Consider the following 17,991-nt stretch of genomic DNA (forward strand, 5'->3'; position numbering starts at 1 on the left):
CGCGTACTCCTGCCGCCTACTACCGGCGGGAGTAGTTCGGTGCCTCGGTCGTCATCTGGATGTCGTGCGGGTGGCTCTCCTTGAGCCCCGCCGACGTGATGCGCACGAAGCGGCCCTTGTCCTTCAGCTCCTGCACATCGGCCGAGCCGACGTAGCCCATGGAGGCCCGCAGACCGCCGATGAGCTGGTGCGCGACCGAGGCGAGAGGGCCGCGGTAGGGCACCTGGCCCTCGATGCCCTCGGGCACGAGCTTGTCCTCGGAGAGGACGTTGTCCTGGAAGTAGCGGTCCTTGGAGTACGAGCGGGCCTGGCCGCGCGACTGCATCGCGCCCAGCGAGCCCATGCCCCGGTAGGACTTGAACTGCTTGCCGTTGATGAAGACCATCTCGCCCGGCGACTCCTCGCAGCCCGCGAGCAGCGAGCCGAGCATCACCGTGTCCGCGCCGGCCGCGATCGCCTTGGCGATGTCGCCGGAGTACTGCAGACCGCCGTCGCCGATCAGCGGCACACCGGCCGCGTGGCACGCCTGCGCGGCCTCGTAGATGGCGGTGACCTGCGGGACGCCGATGCCGGCGACGACGCGGGTCGTGCAGATCGAGCCCGGGCCGACACCGACCTTGACGCCGTCGACACCCGCGTCGATGAGCGCCTGGGCGCCGTCGCGCGTGGCGACGTTGCCGCCGACGACATCGACGTTGATGTTGGACTTGACCTTGGCGATCATGTCGAGGATGCCCCGGCTGTGGCCGTGGGCACTGTCGATGACCAGGAAGTCGGCACCGGCCGCGACGAGCGCCTGGGCGCGCTCGTACGCCTCCTCGCCCACGCCCACGGCGGCACCGACGACCAGGCGGCCCTCGGAGTCCTTCGCCGCGTTCGGGTACTTCTCGGCCTTGACGAAGTCCTTGACCGTGATGAGGCCCTTGAGCACACCGCTCTCGTCGACCAGCGGCAGCTTCTCGATCTTGTGGCGGCGGAGCAGCTCGATCGCGTCCTCGCCGGAGATCCCGACGTTGCCCGTCACCAGCGGCATCGGCGTCATGACCTCGCGCACCTGACGGCGGCGGTCCAGCTCGAAGGCCATGTCGCGGTTGGTGACGATGCCGAGCAGCTTGCCCGCCGGGTCGGTGACCGGCACGCCGCTGATCCGGAACTTCGCGCACAGCGCGTCGGCCTCGGCGAGCGTGGCGTCCGGGCGGACCGTGATCGGGTCGGTGACCATGCCCGACTCGGAGCGCTTGACCAGGTCGACCTGGTTGGCCTGGTCCTCGATGGAGAGGTTGCGGTGCAGCACGCCCGCGCCACCCTGACGGGCCATGGCGATCGCCATCCGCGCCTCGGTGACCTTGTCCATCGCGGCGGACAGCAGCGGGATGTTGACCCGGACGTTGCGCGAGACGCGGGACGAGGTGTCGACCCCGTTCGGCAGTACCTCCGAGGCGCCCGGCAGCAGCAGGACGTCGTCGTATGTCAGACCGAGCATCGCGAATTTTCCGGGCATTCCGTCGACGTTGTCAGTCATGACACCTTCCCAAATGGTCTTGCCCCAGCGCGGACTCCCATGCTAACGGCCGTCACAGGTGTCCCATTCCACGACCGCTGAGTCCCGCATCACTTGTACGTTCCGACAAATCGACGATGTGCGCGGGCCGCACCCGCGCCGCCCCGCATCCGTCCCGGGGCCGCTTTCACTGCTCGGCGAGCGCCCGGAGCCGGCTGAGGGCCCGGTGCTGCGCGACCCGCACCGCACCCGGCGACATGCCGAGCATCTGTCCCGTCTCCTCCGCCGTCATCCCGATGGCGACCCGCAGCAGCACCAGCTCGCGCTGGTTCTCCGGGAGATTGGCGAGGAGCTTCTTCGCCCACTCCGCGTCGCTGCTGAGCAGCGCCCGCTCCTCGGGACCGAGCGAGTCGTCGGGCTGCTCCGGCATCTCGTCGGACGGCACCGCGGTACTGCCGTGCCGCATCGCGGCCCGCTGCAGGTCGGCGACCTTGTGCGCGGCGATGGCCACGACGAAGGCCTCGAAGGGCCGCCCGGTGTCGCGGTAGCGCGGCAGGGCGCACAGCACCGCCAGGCAGACCTCCTGGGCCAGATCGTCCACGAAGTGCCTGGCGTCGCCCGGCAGCCGCGACAGCCGCGTGCGGCAGTAGCGCAGGGCGAGCGGGTGCACCAGGGCCAGCAGATCGTGGGTGGCCCGCCGGTCACCCTCCACGGCGCGCGCGACGAGGGCGCCGATCTCCCCTGGGGCTGTGGGCATGGGAGACCCCGCCTTGTCGTCGTCGCGCATCGGTCCATGGTGCCTCGCTGTGGAAGCTTCCGTGGCATCGCCCTCGTGGTTGTGCATCGAACCGTTACGCGTCGGTGTCCTCGCACTCACGTCTAGCGCCTCCCCCTTTCGGGTATGCCCGCCCCTGCACTCACGACTCCACCGATAGCTTGTGCCCGTGCCGTACGGCGCCGGGCAGGGCCTGTCCGTCATGAGATCTTTCGGGGCCGAGTGAGAAGCTTCGGCTCCTGCCGGGGAGGAGTCACACTCCAAGGATGCGGCATCGCTCGGAGTTTCGGCGTCGGACGCCGACGCGGTGAGGCCGCGGCAGGCACCACCGGGGTGGCGCGCACCGCGGCCTCACGACACTGCGCGCCACACCACGCCCTAGCGGACCAGGCCCCAGCGGAAGCCGAGCGCCACCGCGTGCGCCCGGTCCGAGGCGCCCAATTTCTTGAACAGACGCCGCGCGTGGGTCTTGACCGTGTCCTCGGAGAGGAACAGCTCACGGCCGATCTCCGCGTTGGACCGACCGTGGCTCATACCTTCGAGCACTTGGATCTCCCGCGCGGTGAGCGTGGGCGCCGCGCCCATCTCCGCCGAGCGCAGCCGCCGGGGGGCGAGGCGCCAGGTCGGGTCGGCGAGCGCCTGGGTCACGGTCGCCCGCAGCTCGGCGCGCGAGGCGTCCTTGTGCAGATAGCCGCGCGCCCCGGCGGCGACCGCGAGCGCGACCCCGTCGAGGTCCTCGGCCACCGTGAGCATGATGATCCGGGCCCCGGGGTCGGCGGAGAGCAGCCGGCGCACGGTCTCCACACCGCCGAGCCCCGGCATCCGAACGTCCATCAGAATGAGGTCCGAACGATCGGCGCCCCAGCGGCGGAGGACTTCCTCGCCGTTGGCCGCCGTCGTCACACGCTCGACGCCGGGCACGGTCGCCACCGCACGACGGAGCGCTTCTCGGGCAAGCGGGGAGTCGTCGCAGACGAGGACGGATGTCATGGCCGCCCTCCGCAGCTGATGCGCGTCACCTTGAGCCTCCAGGCTGGTACTGATCGTCACCTGTGCGATCAACGATTTCCCGCTGGGTCGGACACCTGCCCGACTGCTTCATCCGTCAACCGCCTCCGCACTCTCAACGACGGTCACCCGAAAGAGTTACGGGCTCGGTCGGCCACGTTCGGCACTCTACGTGAGGGCGCGGACACGGAGCAGGGCGCATTGGGGGCGCCCTGCTCACCACTCAAGCTATGCCCCATTTGCCCATCCGGCGCCGTTTTTCTTCCCATTTGCTGGTGTCTATGGCTAGATTCGCAATGAGTCATATTTACATCTGCTTACACAGCAGATGACGGGGAACTCCTCAGAGGATCAACCCGCACACCACTCAGGACACATCGCGTCACAGATCGCTTCGAGGGGATAAGCAATGGCAGATTTCTCCCGTCTTCCCGGTCCCAACGCCGACCTGTGGGACTGGCAGCTCCTGGCGGCGTGCCGAGGGGTCGACAGCTCGCTCTTCTTCCACCCCGAGGGCGAACGCGGCGCCGCCCGCAGCGCCCGCGAGGCATCGGCGAAAGAGGTGTGCATGCGCTGCCCCGTGCGCGCGGAGTGCGCGGCGCACGCGCTGGCCGTGCGCGAGCCCTATGGCGTGTGGGGCGGGCTCACCGAGGATGAACGCGAGGAGCTGATGGGACGCGCGCGACACCGGAGCATCGCCGTGACCGGCGCTCTCAGTGCGTGAGACCACATGCCCTGTCGCGTGAAGAAACGTTCCATCGCTCGGCGTCCGCGCTGAAGAAACGTCTCATCAGGAGCGCTCAGCGACGAGCGGCCGCCGCCAGCTGTTCGAGCATCGCCCCGACGGCCGGAACCCGGGCCAGGTCCGGCAGGGTGAGGGCGACGATCTCGCGCTGCACGACGGGCTCGACCGGTACGATCCGGGCGCCCTTGGGGCGTACCGACTCCAGGGCCAGCTCCGGCATCACCGCGACCCCGAGCCCGGCCCCGACCAGCCCGAAGACCGCCGGATAGTCATCGGTGGCGAAGTCGATCCGCGGCGTGAAGCCCGCGCTCTCGCACACCTCGACCAGGTGCAGGCGGCACCGCGGGCAGCCCGCGATCCACGGCTCGTCCGCCAGCTCCTCGATCCCGACCCGGTCGGCCCCGGCCAGCCGGTGCCCCTCCGGGACCACGCCGATGAGCCGGTCGGTCAGCAGCGGCCGCACGACCAGGTCGTCCCACTCCGCGCTCGCCGCCGGGTCGGCGCCGCGCACCTCGGGGTAGCGGAAGGCCAGCGCGATCTCGCAGTCGCCGTCGCGCAGCATCTCCACCGAGCGCGGCGGTTCGGCCTCGACGAGGGAGACCCGCGTGCCCGGGTGGGCGGCCCGCATCGCCGCGAGCGCGCCCGGTACCAGCGTCGAGCTGCCGCTGGGGAAGGAGACCAGCCGCACCCGCCCGGCGCGCAGCCCCGCGATCGCCGCGATCTCCTCCTCGGCCGCGGTCAGCCCGGCCAGGATCCCCGAGGCGTGCCGGACGAGGGCCTCGCCCGCCTGCGTCAGGCGCATCTCGCGGCCCGTGCGGATCAGCAGTGGTGTGCCCGTGGACTGCTCCAGGGCCTTCATCTGCTGGCTGACGGCGGGCTGGGTGCAGCCCAGCTCGCGCGCCGCGGCCGAGAACGAACCGGTGGCGGCCACCGCGCGCAGCACCCTCAGATGACGAGCCTCGATCATGCTTCGAGCATAAGGCCTTCTTGGGGAAGCCAGAAAATATGCGTTCGCCCCTTTGAGGGCCGCGCACCTAACCTTGCCCCTCATGTACGTGATCTCTGTGAACGTGGGCCGCGCGACGACCGCGGCGGCCCCCGGCGACGCCCCCGGATTCGCGGCCGGCATGGACACCGGCATCGACAAGCGGCCCGTCGCCGGGCCGGTCGCCGTGGCCCCGCCCGGGCCGAAGGGCGTCGCGGGGAGCGGCCTCGCCGGGGACGAGGTGGTCAATCTGCGCCATCACGGCGGGGACCACCAGGCGGTGTACGCGTTCGCCCGCGAGGACCTGGACGGCTGGGAGCGGGAGTTGGGCCGGCGGCTGCCCCACGGCTCCTTCGGCGAGAACCTCACCACCTGCGGAGTCGACGTCAATGGCGCGCTCATCGGCGAACGTTGGCGGATCGGCGCACAGCTGGTGCTGGAGGTCTCCGCGCCGCGCATCCCCTGCCGGACCTTCGCGGACTGGCTGGGCGAGTCGGGCTGGACGAAGCGGTTCACCCAGGAGGCCGCGCCCGGCGCGTATCTGCGGGTCGTGGAGTCCGGCGAGGTCCGTGCGGGTGATGCGGTGACGATCGTGCACCGGCCCGGCCACGAGGTGAGCATCTCCTTCCTCTTCCGGGCGCTCACCACCGAACGGGCCCTGCTGCCCCGGGTGTTGGCGGCCGGTGACGCCCTGCCTCCGGAGGCCGTGGAGGCCGTCCACAAGTACCTGGCGCGGCAGCGGAATCAGCCGGAAGGGTCAGCGGGGGCGGCGGAGGCCCCGCGGGACGGCGGCGAGCACTAACGTTCCCGTATGACGACTGCACTGATCACGGGAGCGACGGCCGGCATCGGCGCGGCCTTCGCTCGGCGGCTGGCGGCCGACGGGCACAATCTGGTGCTCGTGGCGCGCGACGAGAAGCGGCTCAACGAACAGGCGACCGAGCTCCACGACCGGCACGGCGTGGAAGCGGAGGTGCTCCGCGCGGATCTGGCGGACGACGAGGGCATCGGGGCGGTCGAGGCCCGGCTCTCGGACCGTACGCAGCCGGTGGATCTGCTGGTCAACAACGCCGGGTTCGGGAACAAGGGCGTCTTCCTCGAGGTCACGATGGCCGACGAGCTGAGGATGCTCAAGGTGCACTGCGAGGCGGTGCTGCGGCTGACGTCGGCTGCCGTCCCCGGTATGCGCGAGCGCAGGCGCGGCGGCGTGGTCAACGTCGCGTCGGTGGCCGCGTTCGTGCCGCGCGGCACCTACGGGGCGAGCAAGGCGTGGGTCGTGCAGTTCACCCAGGGTGCGGCGAAGGACCTGGAGGGCAGCGGGCTGCGGCTGATGGCGCTGTGCCCGGGCTTCGTCCGGACGGAGTTCCACGAGCGGGCGGGCATGCCCGCGGAGAACATCCCGAACTGGCTGTGGCTGGACGCGGACAAGCTCGTGACCTCGGCGCTGAAGGACCTGGCGCGCGGCAAGACCATCTCCGTGCCCGACCCCCGGTACAAGGCGTTCAGCGGTCTGGCGAAGCTGGCGCCGCGCGGGGCGCTCGGGCGGGCGTCGTCGGGGACGGGCCGCCGGTAGGTTCCCACGGCCCGGAGGGAGAACGGCCGAGGCCCGGCGCCCCCGAAGGGGTGCCGGGCCTCGGCCGTGCCGAGTGGCCACCGCGCGAAGCGGCCGCCACCGGGCGGTGGTCGCGACTAGTGGGAGTGACCGTGGCCGTGGCCGGCCTCGGGCTCCTCGTCGGCCGGCTTCTCGACGACCAGGGTCTCGGTCGTGAGCAGCAGCGACGCGATGGACGCGGCGTTCTCCAGGGCGGAGCGGGTGACCTTGACCGGGTCGATGACGCCGGCCTTCACCAGGTCGCCGTACTCACCGGTCGAGGCGTTGAAGCCCTGGCCCTTCTCGAGCTCCGCCACCTTCGCGGTGATGACGTAGCCCTCGAGGCCGGCGTTCTCGGCGATCCAGCGCAGCGGCTCGACGGCGGCGCGGCGGACCACGGCGACACCGGTGGCCTCGTCGCCGGTCTTGCCGAGGTTGCCCTCGAGGACCTTGACGGCGTGGACGAGCGCGGAGCCACCACCGGAGACGATGCCCTCCTCGACCGCGGCGCGGGTCGCGGAGATGGCGTCCTCCAGACGGTGCTTCTTCTCCTTGAGCTCGACCTCGGTGGCCGCACCCACGCGGATGACGCAGACGCCACCGGCGAGCTTGGCGAGGCGCTCCTGGAGCTTCTCGCGGTCCCAGTCGGAGTCCGTGGACTCGATCTCGGCCTTGATCTGGTTGACGCGACCGACGACGTCCTCGGAGTTGCCGCCACCGTCGACGATGGTGGTGTCGTCCTTGGTGATGGTCACGCGGCGGGCGGTGCCCAGCACATCCAGACCGGCCTGGTCGAGCTTGAGGCCGACCTCCTCGGCGATGACGGTGGCACCGGTGAGGGTGGCCATGTCGCCGAGCATCGCCTTGCGGCGGTCGCCGAAGCCGGGGGCCTTGACGGCCACGGCGTTGAACGTGCCGCGGATCTTGTTGACGACGAGGGTGGAGAGCGCCTCGCCCTCGACGTCCTCGGCGATGATCAGGAGCGGCTTGGAGGCGCCACCCTGGATGATCTTCTCGAGCAGCGGGAGCAGGTCCTGGATCGAGGAGATCTTGCCCTGGTGGATCAGGATGTACGGGTCGTCGAGGACGGCCTCCATACGCTCCTGGTCGGTGACCATGTAGGGCGAGAGGTAGCCCTTGTCGAAGGCCATGCCCTCGGTGAAGTCCAGCTCCAGGCCGAAGGTGTTGGACTCCTCGACGGTGATGACACCGTCCTTGCCGACCTTGTCCATCGCCTCGGCGATGAGCTCGCCGACCTGCTTGTCCTGCGCGGAGAGCGCGGCCACGGCGGCGATGTCGGTCTTGTCCTCGATCGGACGGGCGGTCGCGAGAAGCTCATCGGACACGGCCTTGACCGCGGCGTCGATGCCCTTCTTCAGCGAGGCCGGGGAGGCGCCGGCGGCGACGTTGCGCAGACCCTCGCGGACCAGCGCCTGGGCCAGCACGGTGGCGGTGGTGGTGCCGTCACCCGCGATGTCGTTGGTCTTGGTCGCCACCTCCTTCACGAGCTGGGCGCCCAGGTTCTCGTACGGGTCGTCGAGCTCGACCTCGCGCGCGATGGTGACACCGTCGTTGGTGATGGTGGGGGCACCGAACTTCTTGTCGATGACGACGTTGCGGCCCTTGGGACCGATCGTCACCTTCACGGTGTCGGCAAGCTTGTTGACGCCGCGCTCAAGGGCGCGACGGGCGTCCTCGTCGAACTTCAGAATCTTCGCCATGGGAGCTGTTGTGTCCTCTCGAAAGAACTACGCCCCGGTCGCCCGGTTGTTCAGACTCGGGTGGCCGGGGCGTAGATCAATGCAAACTGGGGTTCGGTACTTTCCGGGGGACCTGCCCCCGGACCCCGGCTACTTCTCGACGATCGCGAGAACGTCGCGAGCCGAGAGGACGAGGTACTCCTCGCCGTTGTACTTCACCTCGGTGCCGCCGTACTTGCTGTAGAGCACGACGTCGCCGACGGTAACGTCGAGCGGAAGACGGTTGCCGTCCTCGAAGCGGCCCGGGCCCACGGCCAGGACGACGCCCTCCTGGGGCTTCTCCTTCGCGGTGTCCGGGATGACCAGGCCAGAGGCCGTGGTCTGCTCGGCGTCGAGCGGCTGGACCACAATGCGGTCCTCGAGCGGCTTGATGGCAACCTTGGAGCTGGCGGTCGTCACGATCCGACCTCCCCCTTCGGAGATCTCACGGGGTTAACTGTCTGAGGTGGCGACCAGGTCGGATCCGTCGTCGCGGGTGCCGGAGCTGCCCGTCGCCGTGTCTGGCACTCCCCGGTGGAGAGTGCCAACGGAGCCGAGACTATGACGCGGTTAGCACTCGGTCAAGCGGAGTGCCAATTCGGCGTGCGCTGCGCGTCCCGTTCCACCCCTGGGGTGACCCCCTCGCACAGGGCCTCGCACAGGACCTCGTACAGGCCTCGCACGGGACACGTGCACGGCCCGCACCGGCGCGCCGGGGGCCGCAGGGGTGGATCTTCCCGCGCGTCGCCGGGGGTAATCCTCCGCCGGGCCCTCAGAGGTAGTCCTCCAGGCGGGCCACCGTGTAGCCCTGCTTCTGGATGCTGCGCAGCATGTTCGCCGTCATCCGGGTCATCGACGTGCCCTTCAGCTCCTTGGGCCCGCGGAAGTGCGCGAGGACGATGTCACCGGGCCGCAGCCTGCCGCCCTGCGCGTACCGCATGTCGTTGATCTGCATGGTGGCCTCCCACAGCACGACCGCCTTCACTCCGCAGCCGCCGGCGGCGGCGAGGGTGGCGTCGTTGTAGTTGCCGTAGGGCGGGCGGAAGAGCGCCGGGCGGGCGCCGTACCGCTTGGCCAGGGCGTCCTGCTGTCCGCATATCTGGCGGCGCTGGGCGTCGGGGTCAAGGGTGCGCAGGTCGGGGTGGCCGAGGGTGTGGTTGTGGACGCCGTTGCCGAGGGCGTGGAGCCGGTCGAAGTAGGGGTAGCCGCGGCCGGCGCGGGCGATGTCGTCGGTGAGGAACATCGTCAGCGGCAGCTTGAGGTCCTCGGCCATCTTCACGAACTCCGGGTCCTTCTCGGCCCCGTCGTCGATGGTCACGAAGACGACCTTGTCCCGGGTGGGCACCCGCCGTACGAGCAGGGGCGCGCCGCCCGCCTGCACGCTCTCCGTCAGCTTGCGCGCGGGCGGGGCCGGGGGCGGGGCGAGGGGCTTGTCGAGGCCCCAGCGGCGGTAGGCGTCCGCGTCGGGGGCGGGTGCGGGCGGCCGGGCGGCGGCCTTCTCGGACGCGCGGGTCCGCTCGCCCTTTCCGGCATCGGCTCCGGCATCGGCGCCGGACGAGCAGCCCGAGAGCAGGCCCGTCAGCAGGAGCGTCGCGGCGCAGACGGGGAGGGCGGTGGCGAGGGCGGCCCGGAGGCCGGAAACAGTCGTGCTCACCGGCACGATTGTTGTTCATGTGTTCGATGCGCCTGGTCCGGGACGGCACGTGGGGCCGGTTCCTGCCCGGCAGATCTTCGTGGATCGGCGAGCGGCGTCCGGGGCGTGCGAGCGCACGACGGAGGGTCGCCCTCGTGCCGGGCGCATGTCGGCGGCACGCGGCGGGCTCCCCCCGGCTGCCGCCGGGAGGAGCCCCCGGTGCCGGGCGTTGGGAGCCCCCCGAAGACCCGGCGGACAAGCGCTACAGCTCCGGTGCCGGTGCTGGTGCCGGCAGGGCCGCGACGGCGGCCGCCCAGGGGAAGGCGTCGACTTCGTCGCCCCGCTCCGGGTGGTAGCCGTCGCCGCCGAGGAGGACGGTCACGCCCGCCTCGCGCAGGAACGCGATGTTGCGCCCGAACGCGGGGTGCGCGGCCTGGGCGGCGCCGAGGTGCGGCAGGGCGGCGAGGGGCAGGCGCAGCCCGATCGCCTCGGTGACGAGCCCGAGCGCGAGGGTGTCGGCGATGCCGGCGGCCCACTTGTTCAGCGTGTTGAAGGTGGCGGGCGCGACGAGGACGGCGTCGGCGGCGGGCAGCACGTCGGGCTCGTCGGGGAGCTTGTACGCGTGCCGGACCGGATGCCCGGTCAGGTCCCGCAGGGCGGCCGTCTCGTCGGCCAGCCAGCGGTGCGCGGTGGGCGTGAGGATCAGACAGACGTCCCAGCCGGCCGTCTGGGCGGCGCGGATGCCGTCGGCGATCCGGCGGGTGGGCGGGGCAGCGCAGGCGATCAGGTACAGGACGCGGCGCGCGGTGCCGTTCGCGGTCATACGGGCCAGTCCACGGGGTGCGGCCGGGGCCCGCAAGTGGTGCGTTCCCGCCGGGCGGGCACCGACGGCCGGGGCGCCGGGCGTCGGCGAGAATGAGACACGTGCCCGCACCGAACTCTTCCACCGGCTCGCCCACCGACGCCTTCGCCGCGCTCCTCACCGACGAAGGGCGGCGGCTCCTCGACACCCTGCGCGACTACGACCCCGCCCAGGAGCTCGCCACCGCGACCCGGCTGCGCCGTGAGTACCCCGCCGAGCTGGTCTCGGCCGCGCTCGGCCAGGCGCGGCTGCGACAGCGCGCGGTGGCGAAGTTCGGGGCCGAGGACGCGTACCGCATGTTCTTCACCCCCAACGGCGTCGAGCAGTCCACCCGCAAGTCGGTGGCCGAGTACCGCGCCGGGCGGTTCGCCGCGCTCGGCGTCCGCCGTCTCGCCGATCTCTGCTGCGGCATCGGCGGTGACGCCATCGCGCTGGCGCGCGCCGGGGTCTTCGTGCTGGCCGTCGACCGCGACCCGCTGACCTGCGAGGTCGCCCGTGCCAACGCGGCCGCCCTGGGGCTGTCCGACCTGATCGAGGTGCGGTGCGCGGATGTCGCCGAGATCGACACCACCGGCTACGACGCGGTGTTCGTCGACCCGGCGCGGCGCGGCGGGCGGGGCCGGATCTTCGACCCCGAGGCGTATTCACCGCCGCTGTCCTGGGCGATCGGGGCCGCCCGCACCGCACCGCGCGCCGCGCTCAAGATCGCGCCCGGGGTGCCGCACGAGGCGATCCCCGACGACGCGGAGGCCGAGTGGATCTCGGACGGCGGCGATGTGAAGGAGGCCGTGCTGTGGTTCGGCACGCAGCCGGGGGCACGGCGGGCGACGCTGCTGCCCCGGGCCGCGTCCCTGCTGGGCGAAGGCCTGCCGGACCCGGCCGTACGGCCCGTGGGCCGCTATCTCTACGAGCCCGACGGCGCGGTCATCCGCGCGCACCTGGTCGCGGAGGCGGCCGAGGAGCTCGCCGGGGGGCTGATCGACGAGACGATCGCGTATGTGACGAGCGACGAGCTGCGCCCGACGCCGTACGCGGCGGCGTACGAGATCACGGACGTGCTGCCCTTCAACCTGAAGAAGCTCAAGGCCCTGCTGCGCGAGCGCGAGGTGGGCGTCGTGACGGTGAAGAAGCGCGGGTCGGCGGTCGAGCCGGAGGAGCTGCGCAAGAAGCTCAAGCCCGCAGGGCCGAACTCCTGCACGATTCTGCTCACCCGGGTGGCGGGCGCCCCGACGATGCTGCTGGGGCACCCGGCCGGCTGACGGTCAGGAGTAGAGGTTGTCCTTGCTCAGCTCGTGGAAGTGGTCGTGGTCGTGCGCGTGGCCGTGACCGTGTGAGTGACCGTGACCGTCTCCGTGGTCGTGGTCCTCGTCGTGCGTGCCCGGCACGTGCGTCTCCGTCACCGGGAGCGACGAGTCGGCCGAGAGGTCCCACGACGACGACGCGCGCCCCCGCGCCACCATCTCCGCGCCGAGCGCCGCGACCATCGCGCCGTTGTCCGTGCAGAGCTTCGGGCTGGGTACGCGCAGCACAATGCCCGCGTCCTCGCAGCGGCGCTGGGCCATGGCGCGCAGCCGGGTGTTGGCGGCGACGCCGCCGCCGATCATGAGGTGGTCGACGCCGTTGTCCTTGCAGGCGCGGACGGCCTTGCGGGTGAGGACGTCGACGACGGCCTCCTGGAAGGACGCCGCCACGTCCGCGACGGGCACGTCCTCGCCCGCCGCGCGCTTGGCCTCTATCCAGCGGGCGACGGCGGTCTTCAGGCCGGAGAAGGAGAAGTCGTAGATCGGGTCGCGCGGGCCCGTCAGACCGCGCGGGAACTTGATCGCCGCGGGGTCGCCCTCCCGGGCGTAGCGGTCGATGACCGGGCCGCCGGGGAAGCCGAGGTTCAGGACGCGGGCGACCTTGTCGAAGGCCTCGCCCGCCGCGTCGTCGATGGTCGAGCCGAGCGGGCGGACGTCGGAGGTGATGTCGGGCGCCAGCAGCAGGGACGAGTGGCCGCCGCTGACCAGCAGCGCCATCGTCGGCTCGGGCAGCGCGCCGTGTTCGAGCTGGTCGACGCAGATGTGCGAGGCGAGGTGGTTGACGCCGTAGAGGGGCTTGCCGAGCGCGTACGCGTAGGCCTTGGCCGCCGAGACGCCGACGAGCAGGGCACCCGCGAGGCCGGGGCCGGCGGTGACCGCGATGCCGTCGAGGTCCCGCGCGCTCACGCCCGCGTCCTTCAGGGCGCGCTGGATGGTCGGGACCATGGCTTCGAGGTGGGCCCGGCTGGCGACCTCGGGAACGACGCCGCCGAAGCGGGCGTGCTCGTCGACGCTGGAGGCGACCGCGTCGGCGAGGAGGGTGTGGCCGCGGACGATGCCGACTCCGGTCTCGTCGCACGAGGTCTCGATGCCGAGTACGAGAGGTTCGTCAGCCATGGGTCATTCCTTGCTCGGTGTTCTGTGCGGCGGAGCCGCTGTCGGAGGCGGAGGAGGGTTCCGCGGATTCGGCGGGGCCGGAAGCGTCGGCGGAGGGCGCGTCGGTCGCGAGGCGCATGACCAGCGCGTCGATGTTGCCCGGCTGGTAGTAGCCGCGCCGCACTCCGACCGGCTCGAAGCCGAAGCGCTCGTACAGCCGCTGGGCGCGGGTGTTGTCGACCCGGACCTCCAGGAGCACCTCGCGGCACTCGAAGTCGGTCGCGGTGGTGAGCAGCTCGGTCAGGAGGCGGGCGCCCAGGCCCGTGCTCCAGTGGTCGTAGGCCACGGCGATGGTCTGGACGTCGCCGGTGCCGTCGATGGCCGCGAGGCCCGCGTAGCCGACGATGCGGCCGCCCGTGGCCGTGGTGCCGGCGCCGGTGCCCGGTCCGCCGGCCGCGCTCGCGTGGCGCCCGGCCACTCCGGCGTCACCGGCGCCCGGGGCGTCGTCGGCGCCGTCCGCACCGCCGGGCAGCTCCGCGACGACGTAGCGGCGGTTGGCGTTCGCCCCGCGCGCGTGGGCCAGCTCGGACCAGAAGAGCCCCTTGGACCAGGCGTCGTCGGGGAAGAGCGCGCGCTCCAGCTCCAGCACCGGGGCGATGTCCCACCAGCGCATCTCACGGATCCGCACGGCCTGGCTCACTTGGGGGTGACCACCTTGTAGTTGGCCGGCACCTGCGCGTCCGGGCGGCGCAGGTACAGGGGCTGGTCCGGCAGGAACTCGCCGCCCGTCCGCAGCTTCTCCGCCGCGAGGGACGCCAGCGCGCCCGCCGACTGGTGCTGGGGCAGGTCGGCCCGTACGTCCGAGAAGGCGTCGGGGTAGAGCACGGCGCCCGCGCCGACGGCCGTGAGGCCCGCGAGCGGCTCGGTGAGGTCGGCGGGGCGGTCCACGGCGGGCTCGGTCACGCGCGTGCGCGCGTCCGCGTAGCGGGCCCAGTAGACCTCCTTGCGGCGCGCGTCCGTCGCCACGACGAACTCGCCCTCCAGGCCCGCCTGGCCGGCGGCGTAGGCGATCCCGTCGAGGGAGCACAGGCTGTGCACGGGGACGGACAGCGCGGAGGCGAAGGTCGCGGCGGTGACGATGCCGACCCGCAGGCCGGTGTACGGTCCGGGGCCCACACCGACGACGATCCCGGTCACGGCGTCCAGTGTGCGGCCCGCCTCGGCGAGCACCCGGTCGACGGCGGGCAGCAGGAGCTCGCCGTGACGGCGGGCGTCCACCTGGCTCGACTCGGCTACGACGGTGTCCCCGTCGTGGAGGGCGACGGTCACGGCGGGGGTGGCGGTATCAAGAGCGAGCAGCAGCACATGGACAGCCTACGGCGCGCACGGGGGCACCCGGTGCGCGCGCCCGCCTCCGCCGAGGGCACGGCGGGGGCGTGCGCGGTGCTACGGTCAGCCGCAAAGTCGTACGCAGGACGAAAGGGTGCGCAGCGTGGCACGCAGCAGCGCGGGGGCCGTGGTGGCCGGACTCACGGCGGCGGCACTGGCCGCGGTCGGCTTCCTCGCCTTCCAGGCACAGGCCGCACCCGACCGCCCCGCCCGGGCCACCTCTTCCTCCTCCCCCGGCAAGACCGGGGAGAAGGCCAAGGACGGCAAGGACGCGGCCGGCAAGGGCAAGACGGGCCAGGAGAAGGCGGCGGCGCCGGTCCCGGCCGGTTCGGGCACCGGGCAGCGGGTCGTCTACGCGCTCGGGCAGAAGCGGGTGTGGCTGGTCGGCGCCGACGGCAAGGCCACCCGGACCTTCGAGGTCACGCCCAGCACGGCCGCCCTGAAGCCGGGGACGTACGCGGTGACCTCGCGCGCCCCCCAGGTCGTCGGCTCGGACGGCACGCCCGTCGAGCACGTGGTGCGCTTCCACAGCCTGCCCGGGATCGTCTTCGGCTTCAGCGCGGCGGTCGACGGCTCGATGCCGGCTCCGGCGGCGAACGCGAAGAAGACCGGCGGCATCCGCGAGACGCGGCCCGACGGCGACGCGATGTGGGCGTTCGCGGTCCACGGCACGAAGGTCGTCGTCGTTCAGTAAGTGCGTTGGCCCTGACCGGGCTCACTCGTACGGGTGCCTGTCCTGGCCGCCTTCGGCGGGGTGCCCTTCGGGCGCGTCCTCAATCGCCGGACGGGCTGGAATCGGCTGAGGCCAGCCACAACCGGCCCGTCCGGCAATTGAGGACACCACCGCGCAGCGGGGGTGCACCCGAGAACAGGCTCTAGGCCCAATGCCGTTGCGATAGCTGTGGGCGTAGGCTTTGGGTGCTGTTCCGGGGGTGGTGCCGATGGCTGAGCGTGTGCCTGAGCTGGCGGGTCTGGGGTTGTTGACCTGGGTGTATCCGCCGGGCTTGGTGGATCGGGTGGTGGCGGCGTGCGGCCGGACCGAACAGCGCAGACGGCTGTTGCCGGCTCGGCTTACGGTCTATTTCGTGCTGGGTCTGGCGCTGTTCTCCCCGGCGCCGTATCTGGAGGTGCTGAGGCATCTGGCCGAGGGCCTGCGGAGTGCCGGCCTGTGGGGCGACTGGCGGATCCCCGCCAAGTCATCCCTGTTCAGGGCCCGGGAGAGGCTCGGGGCTGAACCGTTGCGGGTGCTGTTCGCCGCCACCGCGAGGCCCTTGGCCGGGACGGGAACACCCGGTGCGTCCTGGCGGCGACTTCGGCTGACGGCAGTGGACGGCACCTGCTGGGACGTCGCCGACTCACCTGCGAATGCTGCGGAGTTCGGCCGTCCGGGCAACACCCGCAAGCCGGACCGGTCGGCGTTCCCGCAGGTACGAATGGCCGCGTTGGTTGAGTGCGGGACGCATGCGGTGCTCGACGCGGAGCTGGGCGGCTGCCGGGTCGGCGAGCTGACCCTGTCGGCCCGGCTGGTGCGCTCAACCGGCCCGGACATGCTCGTGCTCGCCGACCGTGAGTTCCTCGGTGTGCCGTTGTGGCGGGCCTTCACCGCGACCGGTGCCCATCTGCTGTGGCGGGTCTCGGCGAACCGGGTGCTTCCCGTTCAGCAGCGGCTTGCGGACGGCTCCTGGCTCAGCCGCCTGCATGCCGGCACCGACGGGAAGAAGCGTGACCCGGTCCGGGTGCGGGTGATCGCCTACGGGCTCGAAGGAATCGGTCCCCGTTCGGGAGTGGAGGAGTACCGCCTGGTCACCGACCTCCTCGACGAAGAGCTCTACCCCGCAGCGGAGTTGGCCGCCGTGTACTGCGAGCGGTGGGAGGCCGAATCGGTATTCGCCGAGATCAAGACGCAGCAGCGCGGTCCGCGGGTCGTGCTCTCCAGCAAGACGCCCGAGGGTGTGCGCCAGCAGATCTGGGCGCACCTGCTGGTCCACTACGCCCTGCGGTCTCTGATGGTCCGATGCGCCACCGCCCAAAGAACCGATCCGGACCGGCTCTCCTTCACCGACACGCTGCGCGCCGTCCGGCGCAGCGTCACCACCTCGCCAGGTGTCTTTTCCCCCTGAACTGCTGATCGGACACCTGACGCGGTGGCGTGACGACAGCCTGGACGGCCTTCGGCCCCCACGCCGACTTCGCAGTCAACCACGGGTCGTGAAACGCAAGATGTCCAACTACCGGCTCAAAAGAGCCGCACACCGCCACTGGCCACAACCCACCCAAACCCCCACCCAGGCCGTCCTCATCCACCCACCGAGAACGGCCAGACCGTAACGCAACGGCATTGGCTTTAACGACCTCGTGCATGGTTGGCGGCGGGGCGTGATGGATGTAGTTATCCGCGGAGTTCATCGCGCGGTTTTCGGCTGCTGTTGGCGTGCCTGTCCGGCAGCGGCCAGGCAGGCGGCTGCCGGGACGATCTCGTCGAGGAGTTCACGGCGGCCATGGTGACGAGCCAGTGCCCGCCAGTTCTTGAGATGGGCGATGCCGTGCTCGACGCGAATGCGCTGCGAGGCATGCGCCCGGCGCTGCTGGGCGAACAACTCCTCCCACCACGGTGGGGCGTTCTTCTTGAACTTGCGGTGCGGCGGCGTGATCACCTGTCCACCGGTCTGGGCGCCCAGACCTTGGTATCCGGCGTCGGCCAGAACCTCGAGACTGCCTTGCTGGCGCAGGAGTTCCACCAGCCCTGCGTCGCGAGCCTGGGTGATGTCTGGGCAGCTGCCCGGTCTGAGGGCGCCGCCGAACAGCAGGCGGCCCCGCGCGTCCGTGACGACGAGCAACTTCACGGCGTTCTGCTTGCTCTTGCCGGACACGTAGCGATCGCGTCCCGCGGTGCCGGCCGCGGGACGCCGGACTCGGACCTCGGTGGCATCGATGATCGCAGCACGTCCACTCGCACCGAGGTACTCGATTACCTCGGCCAGCGTGCGCAGCCGAATACCGGGCTCAACCTGGCATCCCCGCTGAGCCAGCAACGGTCGCATCTCACCGACCGCGCGGGTGACGGTAGAGCGGTCCACGCCGAACCAGCAGGCCAACACGTCGTGCGTGACACCGTGGCGGAGATGGACGAGCGTGACGAGCAGCCGGTCGACGAAGACCAGCTTGTACCTGGCCCCGGCCCCCACCGCTCGCACCCGCTGGCGTTGCACAAGGCGCCGGTGACGCTGCTCCGTCCACAACGGGCCGACCTCGGCAACGAGTTCAGCGATCACGTCCACAGTCAACCCGGTGATCCGCGGGCTGCCAACGATCACCGCACGCGAAACATTCCGCATGAACCCAACATGCTGCCATCACGCCCCGCCGC

General features: G+C 71.5%; 18 protein-coding genes. 6 read left to right on the forward strand and 12 right to left on the reverse strand.

Going from position 1 to position 17,991, the window contains the following annotated elements; genetic code table 11:
- Window positions 1-19: 19 nt before the first annotated feature.
- The 3 genes from guaB to JO379_RS14705 all read right to left on the reverse strand — a co-directional run bounded on the left by guaB (window position 20) and on the right by JO379_RS14705 (window position 3,266).
- Window positions 20-1,522, reverse strand: coding sequence for an IMP dehydrogenase (gene guaB, locus JO379_RS14695; RefSeq protein ID WP_130879038.1), 1,503 nt, complete (start codon window positions 1,520-1,522; stop codon window positions 20-22).
- A gap of 166 nt (window positions 1,523-1,688) precedes the next feature.
- A complete protein-coding gene (locus JO379_RS14700; protein ID WP_130879037.1) occupies window positions 1,689-2,288 on the reverse strand; it encodes a sigma-70 family RNA polymerase sigma factor in 600 nt (199 codons plus the stop codon).
- Between the two features lie 366 nt (window positions 2,289-2,654).
- Entirely contained in the window at window positions 2,655-3,266 is a 612-nt protein-coding gene (locus JO379_RS14705) for a response regulator transcription factor (protein ID WP_003948568.1), read from the reverse strand.
- Between the two features lie 427 nt (window positions 3,267-3,693).
- Between JO379_RS14705 and JO379_RS14710 the strand changes: the two genes are divergently transcribed.
- On the forward strand, window positions 3,694-4,008 hold the full coding sequence (locus JO379_RS14710; RefSeq protein WP_130879036.1) for a WhiB family transcriptional regulator: 315 nt from the start codon (window positions 3,694-3,696) through the stop codon (window positions 4,006-4,008).
- Window positions 4,009-4,084: 76 nt separating this feature from the next.
- On the opposite strand, the gene JO379_RS14715 is transcribed toward JO379_RS14710, so the two are convergent.
- Entirely contained in the window at window positions 4,085-4,996 is a 912-nt protein-coding gene (locus JO379_RS14715; RefSeq protein WP_130879035.1) for a LysR family transcriptional regulator, read from the reverse strand.
- Between the two features lie 82 nt (window positions 4,997-5,078).
- Here JO379_RS14715 and JO379_RS14720 point away from each other — a divergent pair, with 82 nt between their 5' ends.
- Together JO379_RS14720 and JO379_RS14725 are read left to right on the forward strand one after the other, a co-directional pair.
- Window positions 5,079-5,816, forward strand: a complete 738-nt coding sequence (locus tag JO379_RS14720; RefSeq protein ID WP_130879034.1) for an MOSC domain-containing protein — start codon at window positions 5,079-5,081, stop codon at window positions 5,814-5,816.
- A gap of 9 nt (window positions 5,817-5,825) precedes the next feature.
- Complete coding sequence (locus JO379_RS14725; RefSeq protein ID WP_130879033.1) at window positions 5,826-6,587, forward strand: SDR family NAD(P)-dependent oxidoreductase; 762 nt, start codon at window positions 5,826-5,828, stop codon at window positions 6,585-6,587.
- 116 nt (window positions 6,588-6,703) lie between these two features.
- On the opposite strand, the gene groL is transcribed toward JO379_RS14725, so the two are convergent.
- The 4 genes from groL to JO379_RS14745 form a co-directional block, all read right to left on the reverse strand.
- A complete protein-coding gene (gene groL / locus JO379_RS14730; RefSeq protein ID WP_130879032.1) occupies window positions 6,704-8,326 on the reverse strand; it encodes a chaperonin GroEL in 1,623 nt (540 codons plus the stop codon).
- A 129-nt stretch (window positions 8,327-8,455) separates the two neighbouring features.
- The gene (gene groES, locus JO379_RS14735) at window positions 8,456-8,764 is read right to left on the reverse strand and encodes a co-chaperone GroES (protein ID WP_010986397.1); all 309 of its coding nucleotides are present in this window, start codon (window positions 8,762-8,764) and stop codon (window positions 8,456-8,458) included.
- 352 nt (window positions 8,765-9,116) lie between these two features.
- Window positions 9,117-9,998, reverse strand: coding sequence for a polysaccharide deacetylase family protein (locus JO379_RS14740; protein ID WP_130879031.1), 882 nt, complete (start codon window positions 9,996-9,998; stop codon window positions 9,117-9,119).
- 241 nt (window positions 9,999-10,239) lie between these two features.
- The gene (locus tag JO379_RS14745) at window positions 10,240-10,800 is read right to left on the reverse strand and encodes a flavoprotein (RefSeq protein WP_130879030.1); all 561 of its coding nucleotides are present in this window, start codon (window positions 10,798-10,800) and stop codon (window positions 10,240-10,242) included.
- Window positions 10,801-10,892: 92 nt separating this feature from the next.
- On the opposite strand from JO379_RS14745, the gene JO379_RS14750 reads away from it, so the two are divergent.
- A complete protein-coding gene (locus tag JO379_RS14750) occupies window positions 10,893-12,098 on the forward strand; it encodes a THUMP-like domain-containing protein (protein WP_209515290.1) in 1,206 nt (401 codons plus the stop codon).
- Between the two features lie 3 nt (window positions 12,099-12,101).
- On the opposite strand, the gene tsaD is transcribed toward JO379_RS14750, so the two are convergent.
- Genes tsaD through tsaB form a run of 3 tightly spaced genes read right to left on the reverse strand, consistent with a single transcriptional unit; the run spans window position 12,102 to window position 14,600 of the window.
- The gene (gene tsaD, locus JO379_RS14755) at window positions 12,102-13,256 is read right to left on the reverse strand and encodes a tRNA (adenosine(37)-N6)-threonylcarbamoyltransferase complex transferase subunit TsaD (protein WP_130879028.1); all 1,155 of its coding nucleotides are present in this window, start codon (window positions 13,254-13,256) and stop codon (window positions 12,102-12,104) included.
- Complete coding sequence (gene rimI, locus JO379_RS14760) at window positions 13,249-13,908, reverse strand: ribosomal protein S18-alanine N-acetyltransferase (protein ID WP_207303954.1); 660 nt, start codon at window positions 13,906-13,908, stop codon at window positions 13,249-13,251. Before rimI ends, tsaD begins: the two co-directional genes overlap by 8 nt.
- Before the next feature lie 23 nt (window positions 13,909-13,931).
- Complete coding sequence (tsaB, locus tag JO379_RS14765; protein ID WP_130879027.1) at window positions 13,932-14,600, reverse strand: tRNA (adenosine(37)-N6)-threonylcarbamoyltransferase complex dimerization subunit type 1 TsaB; 669 nt, start codon at window positions 14,598-14,600, stop codon at window positions 13,932-13,934.
- A gap of 127 nt (window positions 14,601-14,727) precedes the next feature.
- Between tsaB and JO379_RS14770 the strand changes: the two genes are divergently transcribed.
- Both JO379_RS14770 and JO379_RS14775 read left to right on the forward strand, forming a co-directional pair.
- Window positions 14,728-15,318 carry a hypothetical protein gene (locus JO379_RS14770; RefSeq protein WP_130879026.1) on the forward strand — a complete coding sequence of 197 codons (591 nt, stop codon included), beginning with the start codon at window positions 14,728-14,730 and terminating at the stop codon, window positions 15,316-15,318.
- Between the two features lie 247 nt (window positions 15,319-15,565).
- Window positions 15,566-16,744: an IS4 family transposase gene (locus tag JO379_RS14775; protein WP_209514724.1), complete on the forward strand. Its 1,179-nt coding sequence runs from the start codon at window positions 15,566-15,568 to the stop codon at window positions 16,742-16,744.
- A gap of 282 nt (window positions 16,745-17,026) precedes the next feature.
- Here JO379_RS14775 and JO379_RS14780 read toward each other — a convergent pair whose 3' ends face one another.
- A complete protein-coding gene (locus JO379_RS14780; protein WP_209515291.1) occupies window positions 17,027-17,959 on the reverse strand; it encodes a transposase family protein in 933 nt (310 codons plus the stop codon).
- Between the last annotated feature and the right edge of the window lie 32 nt (window positions 17,960-17,991).

The organism is Streptomyces syringium (assembly GCF_017876625.1).
Taxonomy (GTDB): Bacteria; Actinomycetota; Actinomycetes; order Streptomycetales; family Streptomycetaceae; genus Streptomyces; species Streptomyces syringius.